The following is a 17,807-nucleotide window of genomic DNA, read 5'->3' on the forward strand; positions in this document are numbered from 1 at the left end:
CGCCGCGTGCGGAATGCCGGGGGCGTGTGGAACCCTGACGGGGTGGCCACTAGCCCTTCACCATCGCCGGCCGAGGCCTACGCTGCCTCCCGTCGCCGCGCCAAGCACCCCCAGCTGACCCGGTTTTCCGCCGAATCGGCCTTCGAATTCGACGATTTCCAGATCCGCGGCTGCGAAGCGCTCGAAGAGGGCCACGGCGTCCTGGTCTGCGCCCCCACCGGAGCGGGCAAGACCGTGGTCGGCGAGTTCGCCGTCCACCTCGCCCTCGCCGAGGGCCGCAAATGCTTCTACACCACCCCGATCAAGGCCTTGTCCAACCAGAAGTACGCCGATCTCGTCGAACGCTACGGAAACGACGCCGTCGGCCTGCTCACCGGCGACACCTCGATCAACGGCAACGCCCAGGTGGTCGTCATGACCACCGAGGTGCTGCGCAACATGCTCTACGCGGGCAGCTCGGCCATCCCCGAACTCGGCTACGTCGTCATGGACGAGGTCCACTACCTCGCCGACCGCTTCCGCGGCGCGGTCTGGGAGGAAGTGATCCTCCACCTGCCCGACCACGTCCGCGTCGTCGGCCTGTCCGCCACCGTCAGCAACGCCGAGGAATTCGGCGAATGGCTCGTCGAGGTCCGCGGCGACACCACCGTCGTCGTCGACGAGCACCGGCCGGTCCCGCTGTGGCAGCACATGCTGGTGGGCAACCAGCTGCTCGACCTGTTCGCCGGGCAGAACGAGGCCGACCCGGGGGAGCAGCTGCGGATCAACCCCACCCTGCTGCGCAAAACCGACGAAATGGGCCGGTTCGCGCCCACCTTCCGCGGCCCGCGCGGCGGCCGCCGGGGAGCCCCGCCGCGCGGCCCGAGGTTCCGGCCGCCGTCGCGCGTGGACGTGGTCGAACGGCTCGACCACGCCGGGCTGCTGCCCGCGATCGTGTTCATCTTCTCCCGCGCCGGCTGCGACGCCGCGGTCGCCCAGTGCGTCCGCTCCGGCCTGCGGCTCAACGGCCCCGAACAGGTCGAGGAGATCCGCCGGATCGTCGACGAGCGCACCGCTGAACTGCCCGAGGGCGACCTCGGCGTCCTCGGCTACTGGGAATGGCGCGAGGCGCTCGAACGCGGCTTCGCCGGCCACCACGCCGGGCTGCTGCCCGCGTTCAAGGAAACCGTCGAGGAACTGTTCGTCCGCGGGCTGGTCAAAGTCGTGTTCGCGACCGAAACCCTCGCACTGGGCATCAACATGCCCGCCCGCACCGTCGTGCTCGAACGGCTCGTGAAATACAACGGCGAGGCGCACGTCGACCTCACCCCGGGCGAGTACACGCAGCTCACCGGCCGCGCCGGCCGCCGCGGCATCGACATCGAAGGCCACGCCGTCGTCGCCTGGCAGCCCGGAGTCGACCCGAAGGCCGTCGCCGGGCTGGCGTCGACCCGCACGTACCCGCTGCGCTCGTCGTTCCGCCCCGGCTACAACATGGCGGTCAACCTGGTCTCCCAGGTCGGCGCGGACGCCGCCCGCGACCTGCTGGAACAGTCGTTCGCGCAGTTCCAGGCCGACCGGTCGGTGGTCGGCACCGCGCGGCGGATCGAACGCAACAAGGAAGCCCTCAAGGGCTACACCGCCGCGATCTCCGGCGACTTCGACCAGATGCTCGAATACGTCGAACTCCGCGCGAAGATCTCCGCCCGCGAGAAGACGCTGTCGCGGCAGAACACCTCCTCCCGCCGCGCCGAGACCGCCCAGTCGCTGGAGAAACTCCGCAAGGGCGACGTCATCCCGGTCCCGGCGGGCCGCCGCGCCGGGCTCGCCGTGGTCGTCGACCCCGGCCTCGACCCGATTCGCGAACCGCGGCCGGTCGTGGTCACCGAGGACCGCTGGTCCGGACCGCTGTCGGTCGCCGACTTCCCGGCCCCGGTCGAAGCGCTCGGCCGGATCCGGCTGCCCAAGCACCTCGAACTGCGCTCGCCCAAGACCCGCCGCGACATCGCCTCGGCGCTGCGCGACTCCGGCATCGCCCTGCCCGGCCGCCAGCGCCGCCGCACCGCGGCCGCCGACGACGCCGAACTCGCCTCGCTGCGCCGCGCCCTGCGCGCCCACCCGTGCCACGGCCTCGCCGAACGCGAAGCGAACCTCCGCTGGGTCGAGCGATACCAGCGGCTCTCCGCCGAAACCGAACAGCTCGAACGCAAAGTCGCGGCCACCACGCACTCGCTGGCCCGCGCGTTCGACCGGATCCTGCGCCTGCTCGGCGAACGCGGCTACGTCCGCCCGGGCGACGGCGAGGACCGCGTCACCGAACACGGCCGCCGCCTCACCCGCCTCTACAGCGAATCCGACCTCCTCGCCGCCGAATGCATCCGGCACGGCGTCTGGACCGGTCTCGGCCCGGCCGAACTCGCCGCGGTCGTGTCCACGCTCGTGTTCGAGGCCCGCCGCGACACCGCGGGCGAACCCCGGCTTCCCGGCGGCGCGGTCCCCGGCGCGTGGCAGGAAACCAGCAGGCTGTGGGTCGAACTCACCGAGGACGAACGCCGCCACCGCCTCGACCGCACCCGCGAACCCGACGCCGGGTTCGCGTGGCCGGTCTACCGCTGGGCGCGCGGCGAATCCCTGGAGAAGGTCCTCACCGCGGCCGAGACCAACGGACAGGAACTGTCCGCGGGCGACTTCGTCCGCTGGTGCCGCCAGGTGATCGACCTGCTCGACCAGATCCGCGACGTCCTCGGCAAGGAGGACCCGGTCGGCTCGGCGGCGGCGCAAGCGGTCCGGGCGCTGCGCCGCGGCGTAGTGGCCGCGGGCGCGGCGTGACCGCGAGGACACACCTTCGCAGCGACTGCGCGCGGACACGTGTGCCAGGTCCAGACCTGTGGTTGGATCGCGCACGACACCCGCGGCCCGGGCAGCGGATGCGGACAGACGAAGGCGGAGGCTAACGATGAGCACGCCGTATGGCGGCAACGACCCGCGGCAGCAGCCCCAGTACGGGCAGCAGCCCTACGGGCAGGACCCGAACTACGGGCAGCAGCCGGGCGGCGCGTACCCGCAGAGCGGGCCGCAGCAGCAGCCTTACCCGCCCCAGCAGTACGGCCAGCAGCCCTCTTACGGCCAGGACCCGCAGTACGGCCAGCAGCCCGGCGGATACCCGCAACAGCAGCAGCAACCCCAGTGGGGCCAGCAGCCGCCGCCGTACGGGCAGCAGCCGCCCTCCTACGGCCAGCAGCAGCCTTACGGCGAGCCGCAGCAGCAGTACGGCGGCCAGCAGCAGCCCGGCCAGTACGACTACGGCCAGCCCGGCGGAGCCGCGCCGGAATCCTCGGGCGGCGGGTCGAAGAAGGGCCTGTTCATCGGGATCGGCGCGCTCGTCGTCGTGGTGGCCGTCGTGGCGATCCTCGGGTTCGTCGCGCCCGGCTTCTTCAAGACCCAGGTCTTCAACAACAACCAGATGCAGACCGACGTCGCGAAGCTGCTCACCGACACCTACAAGATCCAGGGCGTCAGCGGGGTCACTTGCCCGGCCGAGCAGAAGGTGGAGGACGGCGCGAAATTCGAGTGCACCGCCACCATCAACGGCAAACCGCAGCAGGTCCCGATCACGGTCAAGGGCAACGACGGCAACTACGAGGTCTCGCCGCCCGCGGCCAAGTGACGCCGTTCAATTCAGTGGCGGTGCGGCGGCCGTCCCGGCGATGATCGGGGCATGAGCGACCGCACCGTCCGCATCCTCCGTCCCGGCGAGCAGCGCGAGGCGTGGGACCTGTTCCGGGCCGCGCTGCACGTCCAGCCCGGCACCGACGAAGAATGGGACCGCGTCTCGACGGCGTACCAAGCCGAACGCAGCTGGGGCGTCTTCGAACCGGACCTCATCGGCACGGCCCGGTCTTTCGCGGCGGAAATGGTCGTCCCCGGCGGAGCCCGGCTTCCGCTGGCCGCGGTCACCGGCGTCGGCGTCCGCGCCGGACGCACCCGGCGCGGGGTGCTCAGCGCGTTGCAGTCCGCGCAGCTCGCGGACTTCGCCGAACGAGGCGTCGCGCTCGCGCTGCTGTACGCCTCGGAAGGCGCGATCTACGGCCGCTACGGCTACGGAATCGCGACGCTCGCGAAGCGAGTCGTGGTGGACCGGCATCGGGCAGAGCTGCGTCCGGACGTGCCAGCCGGGGGAGAGGTCACCGTCCTCGGCGTCGACGAGGCAGCCCCGAAATGGCCGGAGCTGTACGCCGCGACCGCGATGGGCCGCGTCGCCGCGATGACCCGGCCCGAGGTCTACTGGCCGGGGCACGAGGCATCGCTTCGCCGCCGCGCGAAACTGCTCCAGACCGCCGTGCACCGCGGCCCGGACGGCGAAGACGGCTTCCTGATCTACCACGTCGAAGGAGACACCCACGAGCACGCCAAACTGCAGGTGATGGCGTTCCACTACGCCAACCCGGCCGCGTTCGCCGGACTGTGGCGGTTCCTGCTGTCGGTCGACCTGGTCGACGAGATCGTCCTCCCGATGCGCCCGCTCGACGAACCGCACACGCTGCTGTTCACCGACCCGCGAATGGCGAAAACCGAAAGCACCGACGACGAAAGCTGGCTCCGGCTGGTCGACGTGCCCGCCGCGCTCGCCGCCCGCACCTACGGTTCGGCCGAACCCGTCGTGCTCGAAGTCTCCGACCGGTCGCTGCCCGGCAACGACGGCCGCTACCTCGTCGGCCCCGACGGCGCCGCCCGCACTGACGCCGAGCCGTCGCTGCGGCTCTCCGTGGACACCCTCGCCATGCTCTACTTCGGAACGTGGCGCGCGTCCGCGCTCGCTGACACCGGCCGGATCGAGGTGCTCGACCCGGCCGCGCCCGAGGCCGCCGACGTTCTCTTCGGCACGCGCGAATCGGTGTGGTGCGGTACGTTCTTCTGACCGTTGACCAGAGGTTTCGCGCAGAGGAGCGGGTTTGATGCGCGCCGTGCGGGTGCTGTTGTTGTGCGGCATGGGTTTGCTCGCCGCCGCGGGATGCGACAGCGGGACTCCCGAGCCCCCGGTGCGCACCGTCACGGTCACGCCGGACACCCCCGCGCAGCCGGGCGCCGCGTCGTCGTCGGAGGCGCCGCCCAGCTCAGCGGCGAGGCGGGTGTTCGACTCCCGGGCGATGGCCTCGGCCGTCGCCCGGCTCCTCACCACCGACTACAAGATGGCGAACGTCGGCACGGTGTCCTGCCCGGACCGGCAGCCCGTCGCCGACGGCTCGCGGTTTCAGTGCACTGTGGACATCGCGGGCGCCACGAAACACGTCCCCATCACGGTGACCGGCGCGGACGGCGACTACCGCGTCGACCCGCCGCAGTAAATCCGATAGCCGGACGACGGCGGCAATTGGTTCAATCGGGGCATGAGCGACTACGTGGTACGCCAGATCACCGATTCCGAAAGCCGGGCGACCTTCGACCTTCTGGTGCGGTCCCTGCACGGAAACCCGCCCTCGGACGAGCGCTGGGCGCGGATCGGCGAGTCCTGGACGGCGGACGGCCGGACCGGGGCGTTCCACGACGGCGAACCCATCGGCATCGCCAGCTCGTTCGCCACCCGGCTCACCGTCCCCGGCGGTGCCACGGTTTCGATGGCCGCGGTCGACGGCGTCGGCGTCCGCGCGGACTGGACCCGCCGCGGCGTGCTCACCGCGATGATGGACCGGCAACTGCACGACTTCGTGCGGCGCGGCCACGTCGTCGCCGCACTGCACGCCAGCGAAGCGGTGATCTACGGCCGCTTCGGCTACGGCGTCGCGACCCGCATGGCCACCCTGCAAGTCCGGAAACCGGCTCCGCTGCGCGAAACCGTCGCCGCCCCCGGCCGCGTCCGGCTGCTTTCCGCCGACGAGGCGATCGCGACGATTCCCTCGCTGTACCAACGGATCGAGACCGGCCGTCCCGGCTGGATCGCCCGCCCGGACCTGTGGTGGCCGATCGCCTTCAACTGGCATCTCCACCCCGACGGCGGCCATCGCCGCGTCGCTGTCCACAGTGGACCCGACGGCGACGACGGCTACGCGGCCTTCCAGGTCGTGCCGCAGAACAGCTACCTCGACCCGGAACGCGGCGCCGCGCTCGAAATCCACGACATGCACGCCGCGACCCCGGAAGCACTGGCCGGGCTGTGGCGGTTCCTGCTGTCGGTCGACCTGGTCGAAGTCGTCAACGCGCGCGGCTGCCCCGTGGACGACCCGGTGGGCCTGCTGCTCGCCGACCCGCGCCGGGCCCAGACGGTCGGCGTCGACGACGAGCTGTGGCTGCGCTTGCTCGACGTGCAAGCGGCGCTCGCTGCCCGCACGTACGGCTCCGCGGAACCGGTGGTGTTCGAGGTGAACGACCGGATGCTGCCGAACAACCGCGGCCGGTACCGGGTCGGCAGCAGCGGGGTCGAGCGCACCGAGGACGACGCGGATCTGCAGCTCGACGTCGACACCCTCGCCATGCTGTACCTCGGCGCGTGGGAGGCCGGTCCGCTGGCGTTGTCCGGCCGCATCACCGGCGCGACCGCGGAAACGCTGGCCCGGGTGGACGCGCTGTTCCGCACCGGCGCGCAACCCTGGACCGGCACGCACTTCTGACCGTCGGAGAGGGTTCCGGCGTTCAGCGGGAACCCTCCCCGACGATCACGCTCCGGGCAGCGCCGCCAGCAGCCGCTCCACCGAGCGGCCCAGGTTCCACCGTTCGGCCAGCTCCGCCACGCGCTCCGGATCAGCCGGAGCGGCGGGCACCGCGTCCGGCCCGGACTGCTCGACCGGCGCGTCCACCGCGACCCGCACCACGGTGGGCGCGACGGCGAGATAGTCCGCCGCCTCCGACAGCCGCAGCCGGGTTTTCAGCGGCACTCGCGGGTCCCCGGCCGAGGCCGCGGCGACGAGTTCCTCCAGCGAACCGAACTGGGTGATCAGCTTCGCCGCGGTCTTCTCGCCGATTCCCGCCACGCCGGGCAGCCCGTCCGACGGGTCGCCGCGCAACGCGGCCATGTCCGCGTAGGCGGGCCCGGCGTGCTCGGCCGGAACGCCGTACTTCTCGGCGATTTCCCGCTGCCCCAGCACTTCCGCCTTCGCCCAGCCCTTCCCGACGTACACCACCGAGGTCGGCGTCGGCTCCTCGCGCACCAGCTGGAACAGGTCGCGGTCGCCGGTGATCACCTCGACCGGCGCGTCCTTCTCCCGGGTCGCGAGCGCGCCGATCACGTCGTCCGCCTCGTACCCGTCCGCCTCCGCGACAGCGAACCCGAACGCCTCCAGCACCTCCAGGATGATCGGCACCTGCGGGGTCAGCGTGTCCGGCACCTCTTCGACGTCCGCCCCGCCGTCGCCGGGCACCGCGACCCGGTGCGCCTTGTAGCTCGGCAGCAGATCGGTGCGGAACTTCGGCCGCCAGTCCGCGTCGAGGCAGGCGACCAGCCGCGACGGACGGCGGTCGGTCAGGATGCGCGCGATCGTGTCGGTGAACCCGCGCACGGCGTTGACCGGCGTCCCGTCGGGCGCGGTCATCGAATCGGGCAGCGCGTAGAACGAGCGGAAGTAGAGGCTCGCGGAATCGAGGAGAGCGAGTGGTCCGGTCACCCGCACAGCCTGCCACGCCCGGCCCGCCGGCTCATCCGACGCGCCGGTCCAGCCGCGACGGCCACCAGACGCGCCCGCCGAGATCCACCGTCAGCGCGGGCACCAGCAGCGACCTGACCAGCAGCGTGTCCACCAGCACGCCGAACGCGACGATGAACGCGATCTGGGCGAGGAACAGGATCGGGATCACCGCCAGCGCCGAGAACGTCGCCGCCAGCACGACCCCGGCCGAGGTGATCACGCCGCCGGTCACCGCGAGCCCGTGCAGCGTTCCGTCCCGGGTGCCCCGCCGTTTCGTTTCCTCGCGCACCCGCGTCATCAAGAAGATGTTGTAGTCGATCCCCAGCGCCACGAGGAACACGAACCCGAACAACGGCACCACCGGATCCGCGCCGGGGAAGTGCAGCAGGTGGTTGAACACCAGCGCCGAGACCCCCATCGTGGCGGCGAACGACAGCACCACCGTCGCGATCAGCAGCAGCGGAGCCAGCAGCGCGCGCAGCAGCAAGGCCAGCACCGCGAAGATCACCACCAGCACGATCGGGATGATCACCGCCCGGTCCCGGCGCGAGGTCTCCTGCGTGTCGAGCTGGATCGCGGTCTGCCCGCCGACCTTCGCCTCCGCCGAGGGCACCGCGTGCACGGCGTCGCGCATCCTGCCGACGGTCGCCACCGCGTCCTCGGAATCGGCCGGCGCGGAAAGGATCGCGAGCAACTCGACCCGGCCGCCGGCTTCGAGCGGACGCCGGTCGGGCCCGGCGAGCGGGAAGACCGCCGCGACGCCCGGCACCCGCGCGGCCTCGGCCACCTCGCCCATGGCGCCGGCGTTGGCGACGATCACCGCCGGAGATCCCGACCCGGCGGCGAAATGCCGGCCGAGCACCTCCTGGCCGGTGACAGAATCCACCTTGGCGAGGAACACGTCGGACTGCGCGGTGCCGGACGCCTTGAGCTGCGGCAGGAACGCCGCCCCGGCGACGAGCACCAGCGCCGAGAGCACCCAGACCGCGCGCGGGCGCGTGCCGACCGTGCGCGAGACCCGGCCCCAGATCCCGGAAGCCTCCGGATGCGGCGAACCGTGCCGCGGCATGAACGGCCAGAACGCGCCCCGCCCGCACAGCACGAGCATCGCGGGCAGGAAGGTGGTCGAGGCGAGCAGCGCCGCGCCGATCCCGATCGCGGCGACCGGGCCGAGTCCCTTGTTCGAGTTCAGATCGCTGAACAGCAGGCACAGGACGCCGAGCACGACCGTGCCCGCCGACGCCGCCACCGGCTCCAGCGTCGCCCGCCAGGCCAGCCGCATCGCCTCGAAGCGGCCCGGGGTGTCGCGCAGCTGTTCGCGGAACCGGGCGACCAGCAGGAGCGCGTAGTCGGTCGCGGCCCCGAACACGAGAATCGAGAGGATCCCCTGGCTCTGCCCGTTGAGCGCGAGGACGTCGTTCTTCGCCAGCAGGTAGACCACCAGGCTCGCCAGGGCCAGCGCGAACACCGCCGAGACCAGGACCAGCAACGGCAGCAGCGGGCTGCGGTAGACCACGAGCAGGATCAGCGCGACGACCGCGCCCGCGACGATCAGCAGCACGCCGTCGATCCCGCCGAAGGCGGTCACCAGGTCCGCGATCTGCCCGCCCGGCCCGGTGACCAGCACGGTCAGCCCGTCCGGGCCGCCGCCGAGCTTTTCCCGGACCTCCTTGACGATCTGCGCCGGATTCCCGGCCGCGTCGACCGGCACCGAGAGCTGCGCGGCCTTGCCGTCCTCGGAGAAGGTCGCGGGCTTCACCGGGCCGGCGACCCCGGCCACCGCGGCGGTGCGCGCGGGCAGGCCGCCGAGGTAAGCGCGGTCGGCGCCGGTCAGCCCGGACTCGCGCTCGGCGACGACCACCGCGGGCAGCGTCGGGCGCGGAGCGAACGCCTTCTGCTCGTCCTGCACCTGCGTCGCCTCGGCCGAGCGCGGCAGGAACGCGGCGTTGTCGTTCTTCGAAACCGTGCTCAGTTTTCCGGCGAACGGCCCGCCGATGCCGCCGACGGCGAGCCAGACGACGACGAGCAGCGCCGGCAGCACCCAGCGGATCCGGCGGCTCGACGCGGGCGGGAGTGCGGGCTCGGCCATGGTGGATACAGTCCTTCAGGCGAATGACGGGGAGAAACGTTCAGCAAGCTGAACATATCGCACGGGAGAGGACCGATGGACCCAGGGGAGACCGCGCCCGGCCCCGACGAGCTGGCCTCGTGGCCGACCGGGCGGCTGCTCGCCGTCGCGGCGCGGCTGGTCGAACAGCGGTGGACCTCGGTGCTCGCGGAGCTGGGACTGACCCACGCCGGGCTGATCGTGCTCCACCTGCTCGGCGAAGGTTCGCTCGCGCAGCGCGCGCTCGCCCGCCGCTGCGAGGTGACCGACCAGACGATGAGCCGCACCCTCGAACGGCTTTCCCGGGAAGGGTTCGTCGCCCGCGCGCCCGACCCCGCCGACTCCCGCCGCCGGCTCGTCGCGATCACCGCGGCCGGACGCGAAGTGCACGCGCGGGCGGTCCGCGCCGAGCGGGACCGCACCGGCTCGTTCGGGGCCGCGGTCGCCGACGAGCGGTTCCGCGAACAGCTGGTGCAGTTGATCTCCGGCCTGCGCGAAGACCGTCCCGCCGCGTCCCCGGCCGGTCGGGACGGCAGCGGCGGCTCCGGGTACTAGGCTCGGCGTCATGTCGAGCCGATCCCTCCACACGCCCGCTCCCGACGCCGCCGCGCTCCGCGCCCGTCTCGACCGCGCCGCGAAAGCGGCTGCCGACGCCGGCACCGACGCGCTGCTCGTCGCGCCCGGATCCGACCTGCGCTACCTGCTCGGCCAGGCGGGCGGTTCGTTCGAGCGGCTGACCACCCTCGTCGTTCCCGCCGACGGCACTCCCGCGCTCGTGGTGCCGAAGCTCGAGGCCCCCGGCTACGCCGGCGTGCCCACCGACGAACTCGGCGTCGAGGTGCTCACCTGGGTCGACGGCGACGACCCGTACCGGCTGGTCGCCGACCGGCTCGGCAAGCCCGGCCGGATCGCGGTCAGCGACTTCACCCCGGCGCTGCACGTGCTGTCCCTGCGCGCCGCCCTCGGCGACGCCGAGCAGACCCTCGCCGGGCCGATCGTGCGCGAGCTGCGGATGCGCAAGGACGCCGCCGAGATCGAAGCCCTGCGCAAGGCGGGCGCGGCGATCGACCGCGTGCACGCGCGGATGGGCGAATGGCTGCGGGCAGGCCGCACCGAGGCCGAGGTCGGCGCGGACATCACCGCCGCCATCGTCGAAGAGGGCCACACGCACGCCGACTTCGTCATCGTCGGCTCCGGCCCCAACGGAGCCAGCCCGCACCACGACGTGTCCGAGCGCGTCATCGAACGCGGCGACGTCGTCGTGATCGACATCGGCGGACCGGTGCCCGAGGGCTACAACTCCGACTCCACCCGCACCTACTCGATCGGCGAACCCCGCGACGCCGACGTCGCCGAGACCTACGCCGTGCTCCAGCGCGCGCAGCAGGCGGCGGTCGACGCGGTCCGCCCCGGCGCCACCGCCGAGAGCATCGACAAGGCCGCGCGCGACGTCATCGACGCCGCCGGGTTCGGCGAGTACTTCATCCACCGCACCGGCCACGGCATCGGCCTCGACGTGCACGAGGAGCCCTACATCATCGCGGGCAACGCGCTGCCGCTCGAAGCGGGCATGGCGTTCAGCGTCGAACCGGGCATCTACCAGCCGGGCCGCTGGGGCGCGCGGATCGAGGACATCGTGCTCGTCACCGACTCGGGCGTCGAGCCGGTGAACACCCGGCCGCACGAACTGGTCGTGCTGGACGCATGAGCGAAGCTCGCGAGCGAATCATCGCTGCTGATGCCGTCGCCGCCGGATCGGCCCGCGTGCGACTCGGTACGGAGGTGACGGCATGAGCGGGCCGCTGGAACCGCTCGACCAGGCGATCGTGCAGGAGCTGGCCGCCGACGGCAGGCGCAGTTTCACCGACCTCGCCGAACGGGTCGGGCTGTCGGTGTCGGCGGTGCACCAGCGGGTGCGCCGCCTCGAACAGCGCGGTGTCATCCTCGGCTACACCGCCCGGCTCGACGGCGAGCAGATCGGGCTCCCGCTCACCGCGCTGATCTCGCTCACTCCCAACGACCCGGCCGCGCCCGACGACTACCCGCAGCGGATCCAGCACATCACCGAGATCGAGTCCTGCTACTCGGTGGCCGGGGACGAGTCCTACATCCTGCTGGTGCGGGTCGCCTCCCCGCTCGGCCTCGAGGACCTGCTCCGGCGGATCCGCGAGGCGGCGAAAGTGTCCACCCGGACCACCGTCGTGCTGTCCACCCCGTTCGAAGGCAGGTCGCCGACGCTGTGAGAGTGGTACGGTAAAAGGTATGGCGACACGTAAGGTGACACTCTCGCTCGACACCGGTGCGCTCGAGTACGCCGAGCGAGCCGCGAAAGCACACGGAATCTCGGTCTCGTCCTGGCTGTCCAAGGCGGCCCGGCGCGAGGCTGTCCGGACCGGGTATACCCCGCAGCGCGCTCCTGCCACGCCGTCGGCTGAGGCGGACGAGGCGGAGAGGGCCGCGGCGGAGAAGGAGATGCGTGCGCAGGGGTGAGGTCTGGACTTACCACCCGCCTACTGATCCCGCGCGGCAGCGGACTGTGGTGCTGCTGTCGTCCGACGGGGTGAATGAGTCCGAGCGGCCTTGGCTGCTCGGGACGGAGCTGCTGGATCGGGATCCGCAGGACATTCTCGGGGTGGCGGTGGATGCTCGGTATTGGGTGTCCACGTTGAATCTCACGCGGTTGTATCGGCCTTGGCTGGCGGAGCGGATCGCGGAGGTTGACGCGGATGTTCAGGAGCAGATCGATGTGGCTTTGAGGGCTGCGTTGGATTTGTGAGTCTTGTGGGGGGTTCGGCTCGTCGCCCTGGGGGGCGACATTGCCGTGGTGTCGTGGGTGGGCACCCCGAAGCTGGATTGTGACGACGGGCGGCGGGTGCTTGTCAAGGCGGGAAAGATGCCTTGACAAGCACCCGCCGCCCGCGTTTTTGGCTTCGTATCGGGGTGCGGGGGAGTGTGGGTGCCTTGGGGGGTTGGGTGCGTGGGGTGCGGGTTGGTGGGTGGGGCGCGGGGGTTGGGTGTTTGGCGGGGGGTGGGTTTCGCGGCTGTCTGTTAGGGCGGGGGGCGCGCCCCAATGTGGCATTGGGTGCGTGAGATGCACCGAATGGGCATAGGGGGCGTTTGGCACCGGGGTGCGGGTGGGCTGTGAGGGTTCCCCTCGCGGACGGTGGTGGGTCGTGAGGGGAACCCTGGGGGAATCAGGGGGCGTGAGGGTGGCCCTCACGGGCCTGCGCAAGGGGCAGGCGGGGGCTAGCTGACTGGTTCGGGGACGGCGTGGAGTTTTCCGTCGGGGCCGGCTAGGCAGGAGGCGTTGCCTTGCTGGGTCTTGAGGAAGTCGGTCAGGCAGTCGGCGATGGCGGCGTGTCCGGCGGCGTTGGGGTGGAAGGATTCCTGCAGTGCGTGGGTTGCCCGGTCGACCTGGGTCAGGTCGTTCAGGTGCAGGGTGAGGCGGGTGAACCATTCTGACGCCGGGTTCGGGCCGCCGGAGCACGCTTCGTGGTTTTCGCCTGCTCGGGCCAGGTCGAGGAAACGGGCGCCGGATTGGGTGGCTGCTTGTTTGATTCCTGCGGAGAGGGTGCTGATTCCGGTGGTCGAAATCCACTGCAGATCGTCGGTGCGGAAGGGGCAACCGTTGAGGCTTTGCAGGTCTGCGGGGATGTCCGGGCCGACCGGGGTGGCGTAGGACTGGAGAACCAACTGGTAGTCCGCGGGAACATATCCCGCGTCGGCCAGTACTTTTTTCACGTCGCCTACCGCGTTCGCGACTTTGGGGACCATGGCGTCCACTTTGGACTTCCAGGTTTCTTTCAGTGCGACGTTGCAGGACGGGCCGTCGGCGGAGAACCAAGCCTTGAAGCATTCGTTCACCTGGGCGGAGAATTTCGGGTCGTCGTTCGCGCCGACTGCGATCACGACCGCTGCGACCCGGTGGTTTTTCACCACGTCGGCCAATTGGGCGGCTTGGGAGCGTTCGCCCCATTGTTTGGCGTCGCCTAGGGCTATTTGGGCGGCGGGGGCGCCGGAGCAGGCCAGGTTGACCCGGGCGGTGATGCCGGGGAGGCGGACCTTCTGCACGAACGCCGCGGACGAGCGGTGGCACCAGTCGCCGTTCTTGCCGTCGGTGTCGGGGCTGTAGGCGCCCGCGCCCTCGCCGGAGACGGTGCTGTCGCCGATCGCGACGACGGTCAGCGGGCCGCGGCCGGGCGGGCCTTGGCGCGGAAAGGGCTGGCCAGGGCGGCTTTCGCTGCCGAAAAAGACGAAAAAGCCCGCCAGGACAGCTACGCAGGCGAGGACCAGCGCCCCCCACCACCACCGGAATCGTCGCATCGCTCGCCAAGTCTAGCGAGAACTGAGGCCCCGACGTCAGGGATCGCGGAGGCTGGGACGCGGGTCACCGCCTGGTAGCTGTCCATTGTGGACTCATGGAGGGTCAGGCGGCTGCCCAGACCGGTGGTTTGCGGTGGGTCCAGGGGGCGGCTTGTTCGAGTTGTCCGGCCAGGCGGAAGAGCAGGTCTTCGCGGGCGAAGGCGGCGGTGAACTGCATGCCGATCGGGAGTCCGTCCGGTTCGGCGAGCGGGATGGACATCGACGGGACGCCGGAGACGTTCGCGGCGGCGGTGTAGGGCGAGAAGGTCAGGACGCGGTCCAGCCAGCCCAGGCCGTCGAGCTGGTCCGCGCCCTCGCCATAGACGCCTAGCGGGAGCGGCGGTTCGGGCAGGGTGGGGGAGAGCAGGAGGTCGTAGCGGGCGAAGTGCTGGGCGAAGGTTCGGGACACCTGGTTGCGGATCGCGAGGGCGCGGACGAACTCGTCGGCGGTGACCTGGTGGCCGTAGCGGTAGCTGGCGAGGGTGACTGGCTCCAGGGTGGTCTCGTCGACCGGGCGGCCGGTGGCGGCGGCGATGCTGTCGATCCACGGGGCGAGGTTCGCGGTCCAGATCCGGGCGTTGCTCAGGACGAACTCTTCCCAGGAGACGCCTAGGGCGAGCGGGGTCTCTTCGGTGGTGTGGCCTAGGGATTCCAGCAGTCGCACGGTTTCGGACAGGGCCGTGGAGACTGGGTCGGTGGGGCGGCGGCCGCCCCAGGGGTCACGCAGGATTGCGATTCGCAGGCGGCCTGGGTCTTGTTGGACTTCCGCAGCGTAGGGGCGGTCCGGGCGCGGGGCGAAGTACGGGTCGCCGGGTTCGGGGCCTTCGATCAGGTCCAGCAGGACGGCGCTGTCGCGCACGGTTCGGCTCAGGCTGCCTTGTACGGCCAGGCCGTTGAAGATCTCGTCGGCGCCGGGGCCCTGCGAAACCCGGCCTCGGGTGGGTTTCAGGCCGAACAATCCGTTGCACGAAGCGGGGACTCGGATGGAACCCGCGGCGTCGGTGGCGTGGGCGAGCGGGACGATTCCGGCGGCGACCGCTGCGCCGGAGCCGCCGCTGGAGCCGCCTGCGCTGCGGTCGACGGACCACGGATTGCGGGTCGCGCCGTAGAACTCTGGTTCGGTCGTGGTGCTGTAGGCCATTTCCGGGGTGGTGGTGCGGCCGATCGTGACCAGGCCGGCGCGGCGGAAGCGGCGCATCAGGAACGAGTCCTCGGGCGACACGGCGCCTGCGGCCAACCGGCTGCCCAGTTCGCTGCGTTTGCCTGCCATGGTGACGCCGAGGTCCTTGATGAGGAACGGGACGCCCGCCAGCGGGGCAGAACCGGGTGCCGGGGTGTCTTCGGGCGGCCAGGTTTCGACTACGGCGTTGAGCTGCGGGTTGACCGCTTCGACTGCTCGCGCGGCGGCGTCGGCGACTTCGGCGGCGGTCACCTCGCCTCGGGCGATCAGATCGGCCAGGCCGACCGCGTCGTGGCTCGCGTATTCGGAGATTTTCACCAGCGCATCCTTCGTGAGACTCAGCGGGATCAGGTGATACCGAGTGGTATCACAGGGCACGGTTGTGTACCGTAGCCGGTGACGCACCGCACTGCCAGAGCCCCGGAGGAAGAACCGATGACGAGTGCCTCCGCCCGGCGGCCGACGCGGGTCGCGACCTTGCCGCCCCGCGAGCGCATCCTCGACGCGGCCGAGGAACTGTTCCTCAACGAGGGCGTGGTCCGGGTGGGGGTCCAGGCCATCGCGGACCGCGCCGGGACCACGAAGATGGCGATCTACCGGCACTTCGGCACCAAGGACGCGCTCATCGCGGAATGGCTGCGGATCGTCGTGCACGACTATTCGTCCGCGTTCGACGCGGCTGAACAGGGGCATCCCGGCGATTACGCGGAGCAGATCCGCGCGGTCGGGCGGTTCATCGTCGAGGGCCTGCCCGGGTTCTCCCATCGCGGCTGCCCGTTCACGAACTCGGTCGCGGAGCTGCCCGACCCGGACCATCCCGCGCGGCGGCTGATCCGCGAGCACAAGACCCGGCAGTTCGGCAGGCTCCGGGCGATGTGCGAGGGGCTCGGCCTGCCCGACCCGGACCTGGGCGCCGCGGAGCTGACGTTCGCGATGGAGGGGGCGCAGATCGCGGTGCAGAACGGCGGCGTCGAGAACGTCGGCGCGCACCTGACGAAGATCGTCGAAGGCGTGATCAGCCGGGGGCGGCCGAGCTGAGCGCGGCGCGTTTTCTTTGCAGCAGAAGACGTTCGGCCTCGTTGGCGACCAGTCGCAGCGCGGTGTCGTAGGACTCGGCGGCTTCGGCGGCACGGCCCAGGCGGGCGAGCAGGTCGGCTCGGACGGCGTGGAACAGGTGCCGGTCTCGCAGGTCCAGACTGTCCACAATGGTCAGTGCGGCGGCCGGGCCTTCGACCTCGGCGACCGCGACGGCGCGGTTGAGCGCGACGATCGGGGTGGGGGCCAGTGCGAGCAAGTGGTCGTAGAGCGCGACGATCTGGGCCCAATCGGTGCCGTCGCTGTGCACGGCGTTGATCGCGGCCTGGATCTGGTACGGCCCTGGACGGTCGAGTTGAAGGCAACGGCGGACGAGGTCCTGGCCTTCGGCGATCAAGGTCCGGTTCCAGAGATCGCGGTTCTGGTCGGGCAGCAGCACCGGGACGCCGTCGGCGTCGAGCCGGGCCGCGCGGCGCGATTCGGTGAGCAGTTGCAGGGCGAGCAGGCCCAGCACTTCGGGTTCGCCGGGAAGCAGGTCGGCCAGGATCCGGGTCAGGCGGATCGCTTCGGACGCGAGGTCCGGCCGGGTGAGGTCGGTGCCGCTGCTGGCGGTGTGGCCCTCGGTGAAGATCAGGTACAGCACGGCGAGAACTGCGTTGAGCCGGTCAGGGAGATCGGCCGCCTCGGGTACGCGGTAGGGGATCCGGGCGGCGCGGATCTTGGCTTTGGCCCGCACCAGTCGTTGGGCCAGCGTCGATTCCGGGACGAGGAACGCGTGCGCGATCTCGGCGGTGGTCAGTCCGCCCAGCAGCCGGAGGGTGAGGGCGACGCGGGCGGCGGTGCCGAGAGCGGGGTGACAGCAGGTGAAGATCAGCCGCAGTCGTTCGTCGGGCACCGCGCCTTCGTCGAAGGGTTCGCTGGCGTGCAGGAGCGCGGCTTGCGCGTGCCGGTCGGCGCGGGCCGATTCGCGGCGGAGCCGGTCGATGCCGCGGCGGCGGGCGGTGGTGACGAGCCAGCCCGCGGGGCTGGGCGGAAGTCCTTCGGCCCGCCATTTCACGGTGGCGATCGCGCACGCCTCCTGGACCGCGTCCTCGGCGAGGCCGAGATCGCCGAAGACGCGGGCCAGCACGGCGACCGCGCGGCCGTGCTCGGCGCGGAAGACCCGTTCGAGCACGGCCGTCGAGATCACTGGAACTGCCGGACTTCCACCGGCAAGGTGGTGATTTCCGAGATTCGCCGCGCCCATTCCGTCGCGGCTTCCGGGTCGGGTGCGGTCACGATGGTGAAGCCGCCCAAGTGTTCCTTGCCCTCGGCGAACGGGCCGTCGGTGTACAGGACGTCATCGCCGGACGCCCGGACCACCTTCGCGGCGGCCGCCGGATGCAGCCCGCCGGAGAACACCCAGACGCCGGTTGCCTTCATCTCGTCGGTCACTGCTTCGAGGCGCGCCGCGATGTCCGCCAGCACCTCGGGTTCCGGGGTTCCGCTGTCGGGCTGGCAGATCCCGAGCAGGTACTGCGGCACGGTC

Annotated in this window: 17 protein-coding genes; 11 read left to right on the forward strand and 6 right to left on the reverse strand. The window is 71.3% G+C overall.

All coding sequences use genetic code 11. The features are described 5' to 3' along the window. Positions 1-42: 42 nt before the first annotated feature. The 5 genes from ACZ63D_RS23780 to ACZ63D_RS23800 all read left to right on the forward strand — a co-directional run bounded on the left by ACZ63D_RS23780 (position 43) and on the right by ACZ63D_RS23800 (position 6,584). Positions 43-2,808, forward strand: a complete 2,766-nt coding sequence (locus ACZ63D_RS23780; RefSeq protein ID WP_465356529.1) for a DEAD/DEAH box helicase — start codon at positions 43-45, stop codon at positions 2,806-2,808. A 127-nt stretch (positions 2,809-2,935) separates the two neighbouring features. Next, on the forward strand, positions 2,936-3,646 hold the full coding sequence (locus ACZ63D_RS23785; RefSeq protein ID WP_465356530.1) for a DUF4333 domain-containing protein: 711 nt from the start codon (positions 2,936-2,938) through the stop codon (positions 3,644-3,646). 51 nt (positions 3,647-3,697) lie between these two features. Further along, positions 3,698-4,897, forward strand: a complete 1,200-nt coding sequence (locus tag ACZ63D_RS23790; RefSeq protein WP_465356531.1) for a GNAT family N-acetyltransferase — start codon at positions 3,698-3,700, stop codon at positions 4,895-4,897. A gap of 37 nt (positions 4,898-4,934) precedes the next feature. After that, positions 4,935-5,324, forward strand: coding sequence for a DUF4333 domain-containing protein (locus ACZ63D_RS23795; protein ID WP_465356532.1), 390 nt, complete (start codon positions 4,935-4,937; stop codon positions 5,322-5,324). 42 nt (positions 5,325-5,366) lie between these two features. Continuing rightward, on the forward strand, positions 5,367-6,584 hold the full coding sequence (locus ACZ63D_RS23800; RefSeq protein WP_465356533.1) for a GNAT family N-acetyltransferase: 1,218 nt from the start codon (positions 5,367-5,369) through the stop codon (positions 6,582-6,584). Between the two features lie 45 nt (positions 6,585-6,629). On the opposite strand, the gene ACZ63D_RS23805 is transcribed toward ACZ63D_RS23800, so the two are convergent. After that, positions 6,630-7,574 carry a 5'-3' exonuclease gene (locus tag ACZ63D_RS23805; protein ID WP_465356534.1) on the reverse strand — a complete coding sequence of 315 codons (945 nt, stop codon included), beginning with the start codon at positions 7,572-7,574 and terminating at the stop codon, positions 6,630-6,632. Positions 7,575-7,605: 31 nt separating this feature from the next. After that, a complete protein-coding gene (locus ACZ63D_RS23810) occupies positions 7,606-9,684 on the reverse strand; it encodes an MMPL family transporter (RefSeq protein ID WP_465356535.1) in 2,079 nt (692 codons plus the stop codon). Between the two features lie 75 nt (positions 9,685-9,759). Between ACZ63D_RS23810 and ACZ63D_RS23815 the strand changes: the two genes are divergently transcribed. The 5 genes from ACZ63D_RS23815 to ACZ63D_RS23835 all read left to right on the forward strand — a co-directional run bounded on the left by ACZ63D_RS23815 (position 9,760) and on the right by ACZ63D_RS23835 (position 12,478). Next, a complete protein-coding gene (locus ACZ63D_RS23815; protein WP_465356536.1) occupies positions 9,760-10,257 on the forward strand; it encodes a MarR family winged helix-turn-helix transcriptional regulator in 498 nt (165 codons plus the stop codon). Positions 10,258-10,267: 10 nt separating this feature from the next. Continuing rightward, positions 10,268-11,410, forward strand: a complete 1,143-nt coding sequence (locus ACZ63D_RS23820) for a M24 family metallopeptidase (protein WP_465356537.1) — start codon at positions 10,268-10,270, stop codon at positions 11,408-11,410. Positions 11,411-11,492: 82 nt separating this feature from the next. After that, positions 11,493-11,945 (forward strand): Lrp/AsnC family transcriptional regulator, encoded by a 453-nt coding sequence (locus ACZ63D_RS23825; protein ID WP_009078207.1) that lies wholly within the window; start codon positions 11,493-11,495, stop codon positions 11,943-11,945. 19 nt (positions 11,946-11,964) lie between these two features. Next, positions 11,965-12,192, forward strand: a complete 228-nt coding sequence (locus ACZ63D_RS23830; RefSeq protein ID WP_465356538.1) for a hypothetical protein — start codon at positions 11,965-11,967, stop codon at positions 12,190-12,192. Further along, a complete protein-coding gene (locus ACZ63D_RS23835; RefSeq protein ID WP_465356539.1) occupies positions 12,179-12,478 on the forward strand; it encodes a hypothetical protein in 300 nt (99 codons plus the stop codon). Before ACZ63D_RS23830 ends, ACZ63D_RS23835 begins: the two co-directional genes overlap by 14 nt. A gap of 470 nt (positions 12,479-12,948) precedes the next feature. Here ACZ63D_RS23835 and ACZ63D_RS23840 read toward each other — a convergent pair whose 3' ends face one another. Further along, positions 12,949-14,025, reverse strand: coding sequence for a GDSL-type esterase/lipase family protein (locus ACZ63D_RS23840; RefSeq protein WP_465356540.1), 1,077 nt, complete (start codon positions 14,023-14,025; stop codon positions 12,949-12,951). A gap of 103 nt (positions 14,026-14,128) precedes the next feature. Beyond that, positions 14,129-15,562: an amidase gene (locus ACZ63D_RS23845; RefSeq protein ID WP_465356541.1), complete on the reverse strand. Its 1,434-nt coding sequence runs from the start codon at positions 15,560-15,562 to the stop codon at positions 14,129-14,131. 117 nt (positions 15,563-15,679) lie between these two features. Here ACZ63D_RS23845 and ACZ63D_RS23850 point away from each other — a divergent pair, with 117 nt between their 5' ends. Continuing rightward, entirely contained in the window at positions 15,680-16,282 is a 603-nt protein-coding gene (locus tag ACZ63D_RS23850) for a TetR/AcrR family transcriptional regulator (protein WP_465356542.1), read from the forward strand. Here the strand turns inward: ACZ63D_RS23850 and ACZ63D_RS23855 are convergent. Next, the gene (locus tag ACZ63D_RS23855) at positions 16,260-17,468 is read right to left on the reverse strand and encodes an RNA polymerase sigma factor (protein WP_465356543.1); all 1,209 of its coding nucleotides are present in this window, start codon (positions 17,466-17,468) and stop codon (positions 16,260-16,262) included. The genes ACZ63D_RS23850 and ACZ63D_RS23855 overlap by 23 nt on opposite strands. Further along, positions 17,465-17,803, reverse strand: coding sequence for a YciI family protein (locus ACZ63D_RS23860; protein ID WP_465356544.1), 339 nt, complete (start codon positions 17,801-17,803; stop codon positions 17,465-17,467). Before ACZ63D_RS23860 ends, ACZ63D_RS23855 begins: the two co-directional genes overlap by 4 nt. Positions 17,804-17,807: the final 4 nt, after the last annotated feature.

It is taken from the genome of Amycolatopsis sp. NPDC104775, assembly GCF_055583325.1.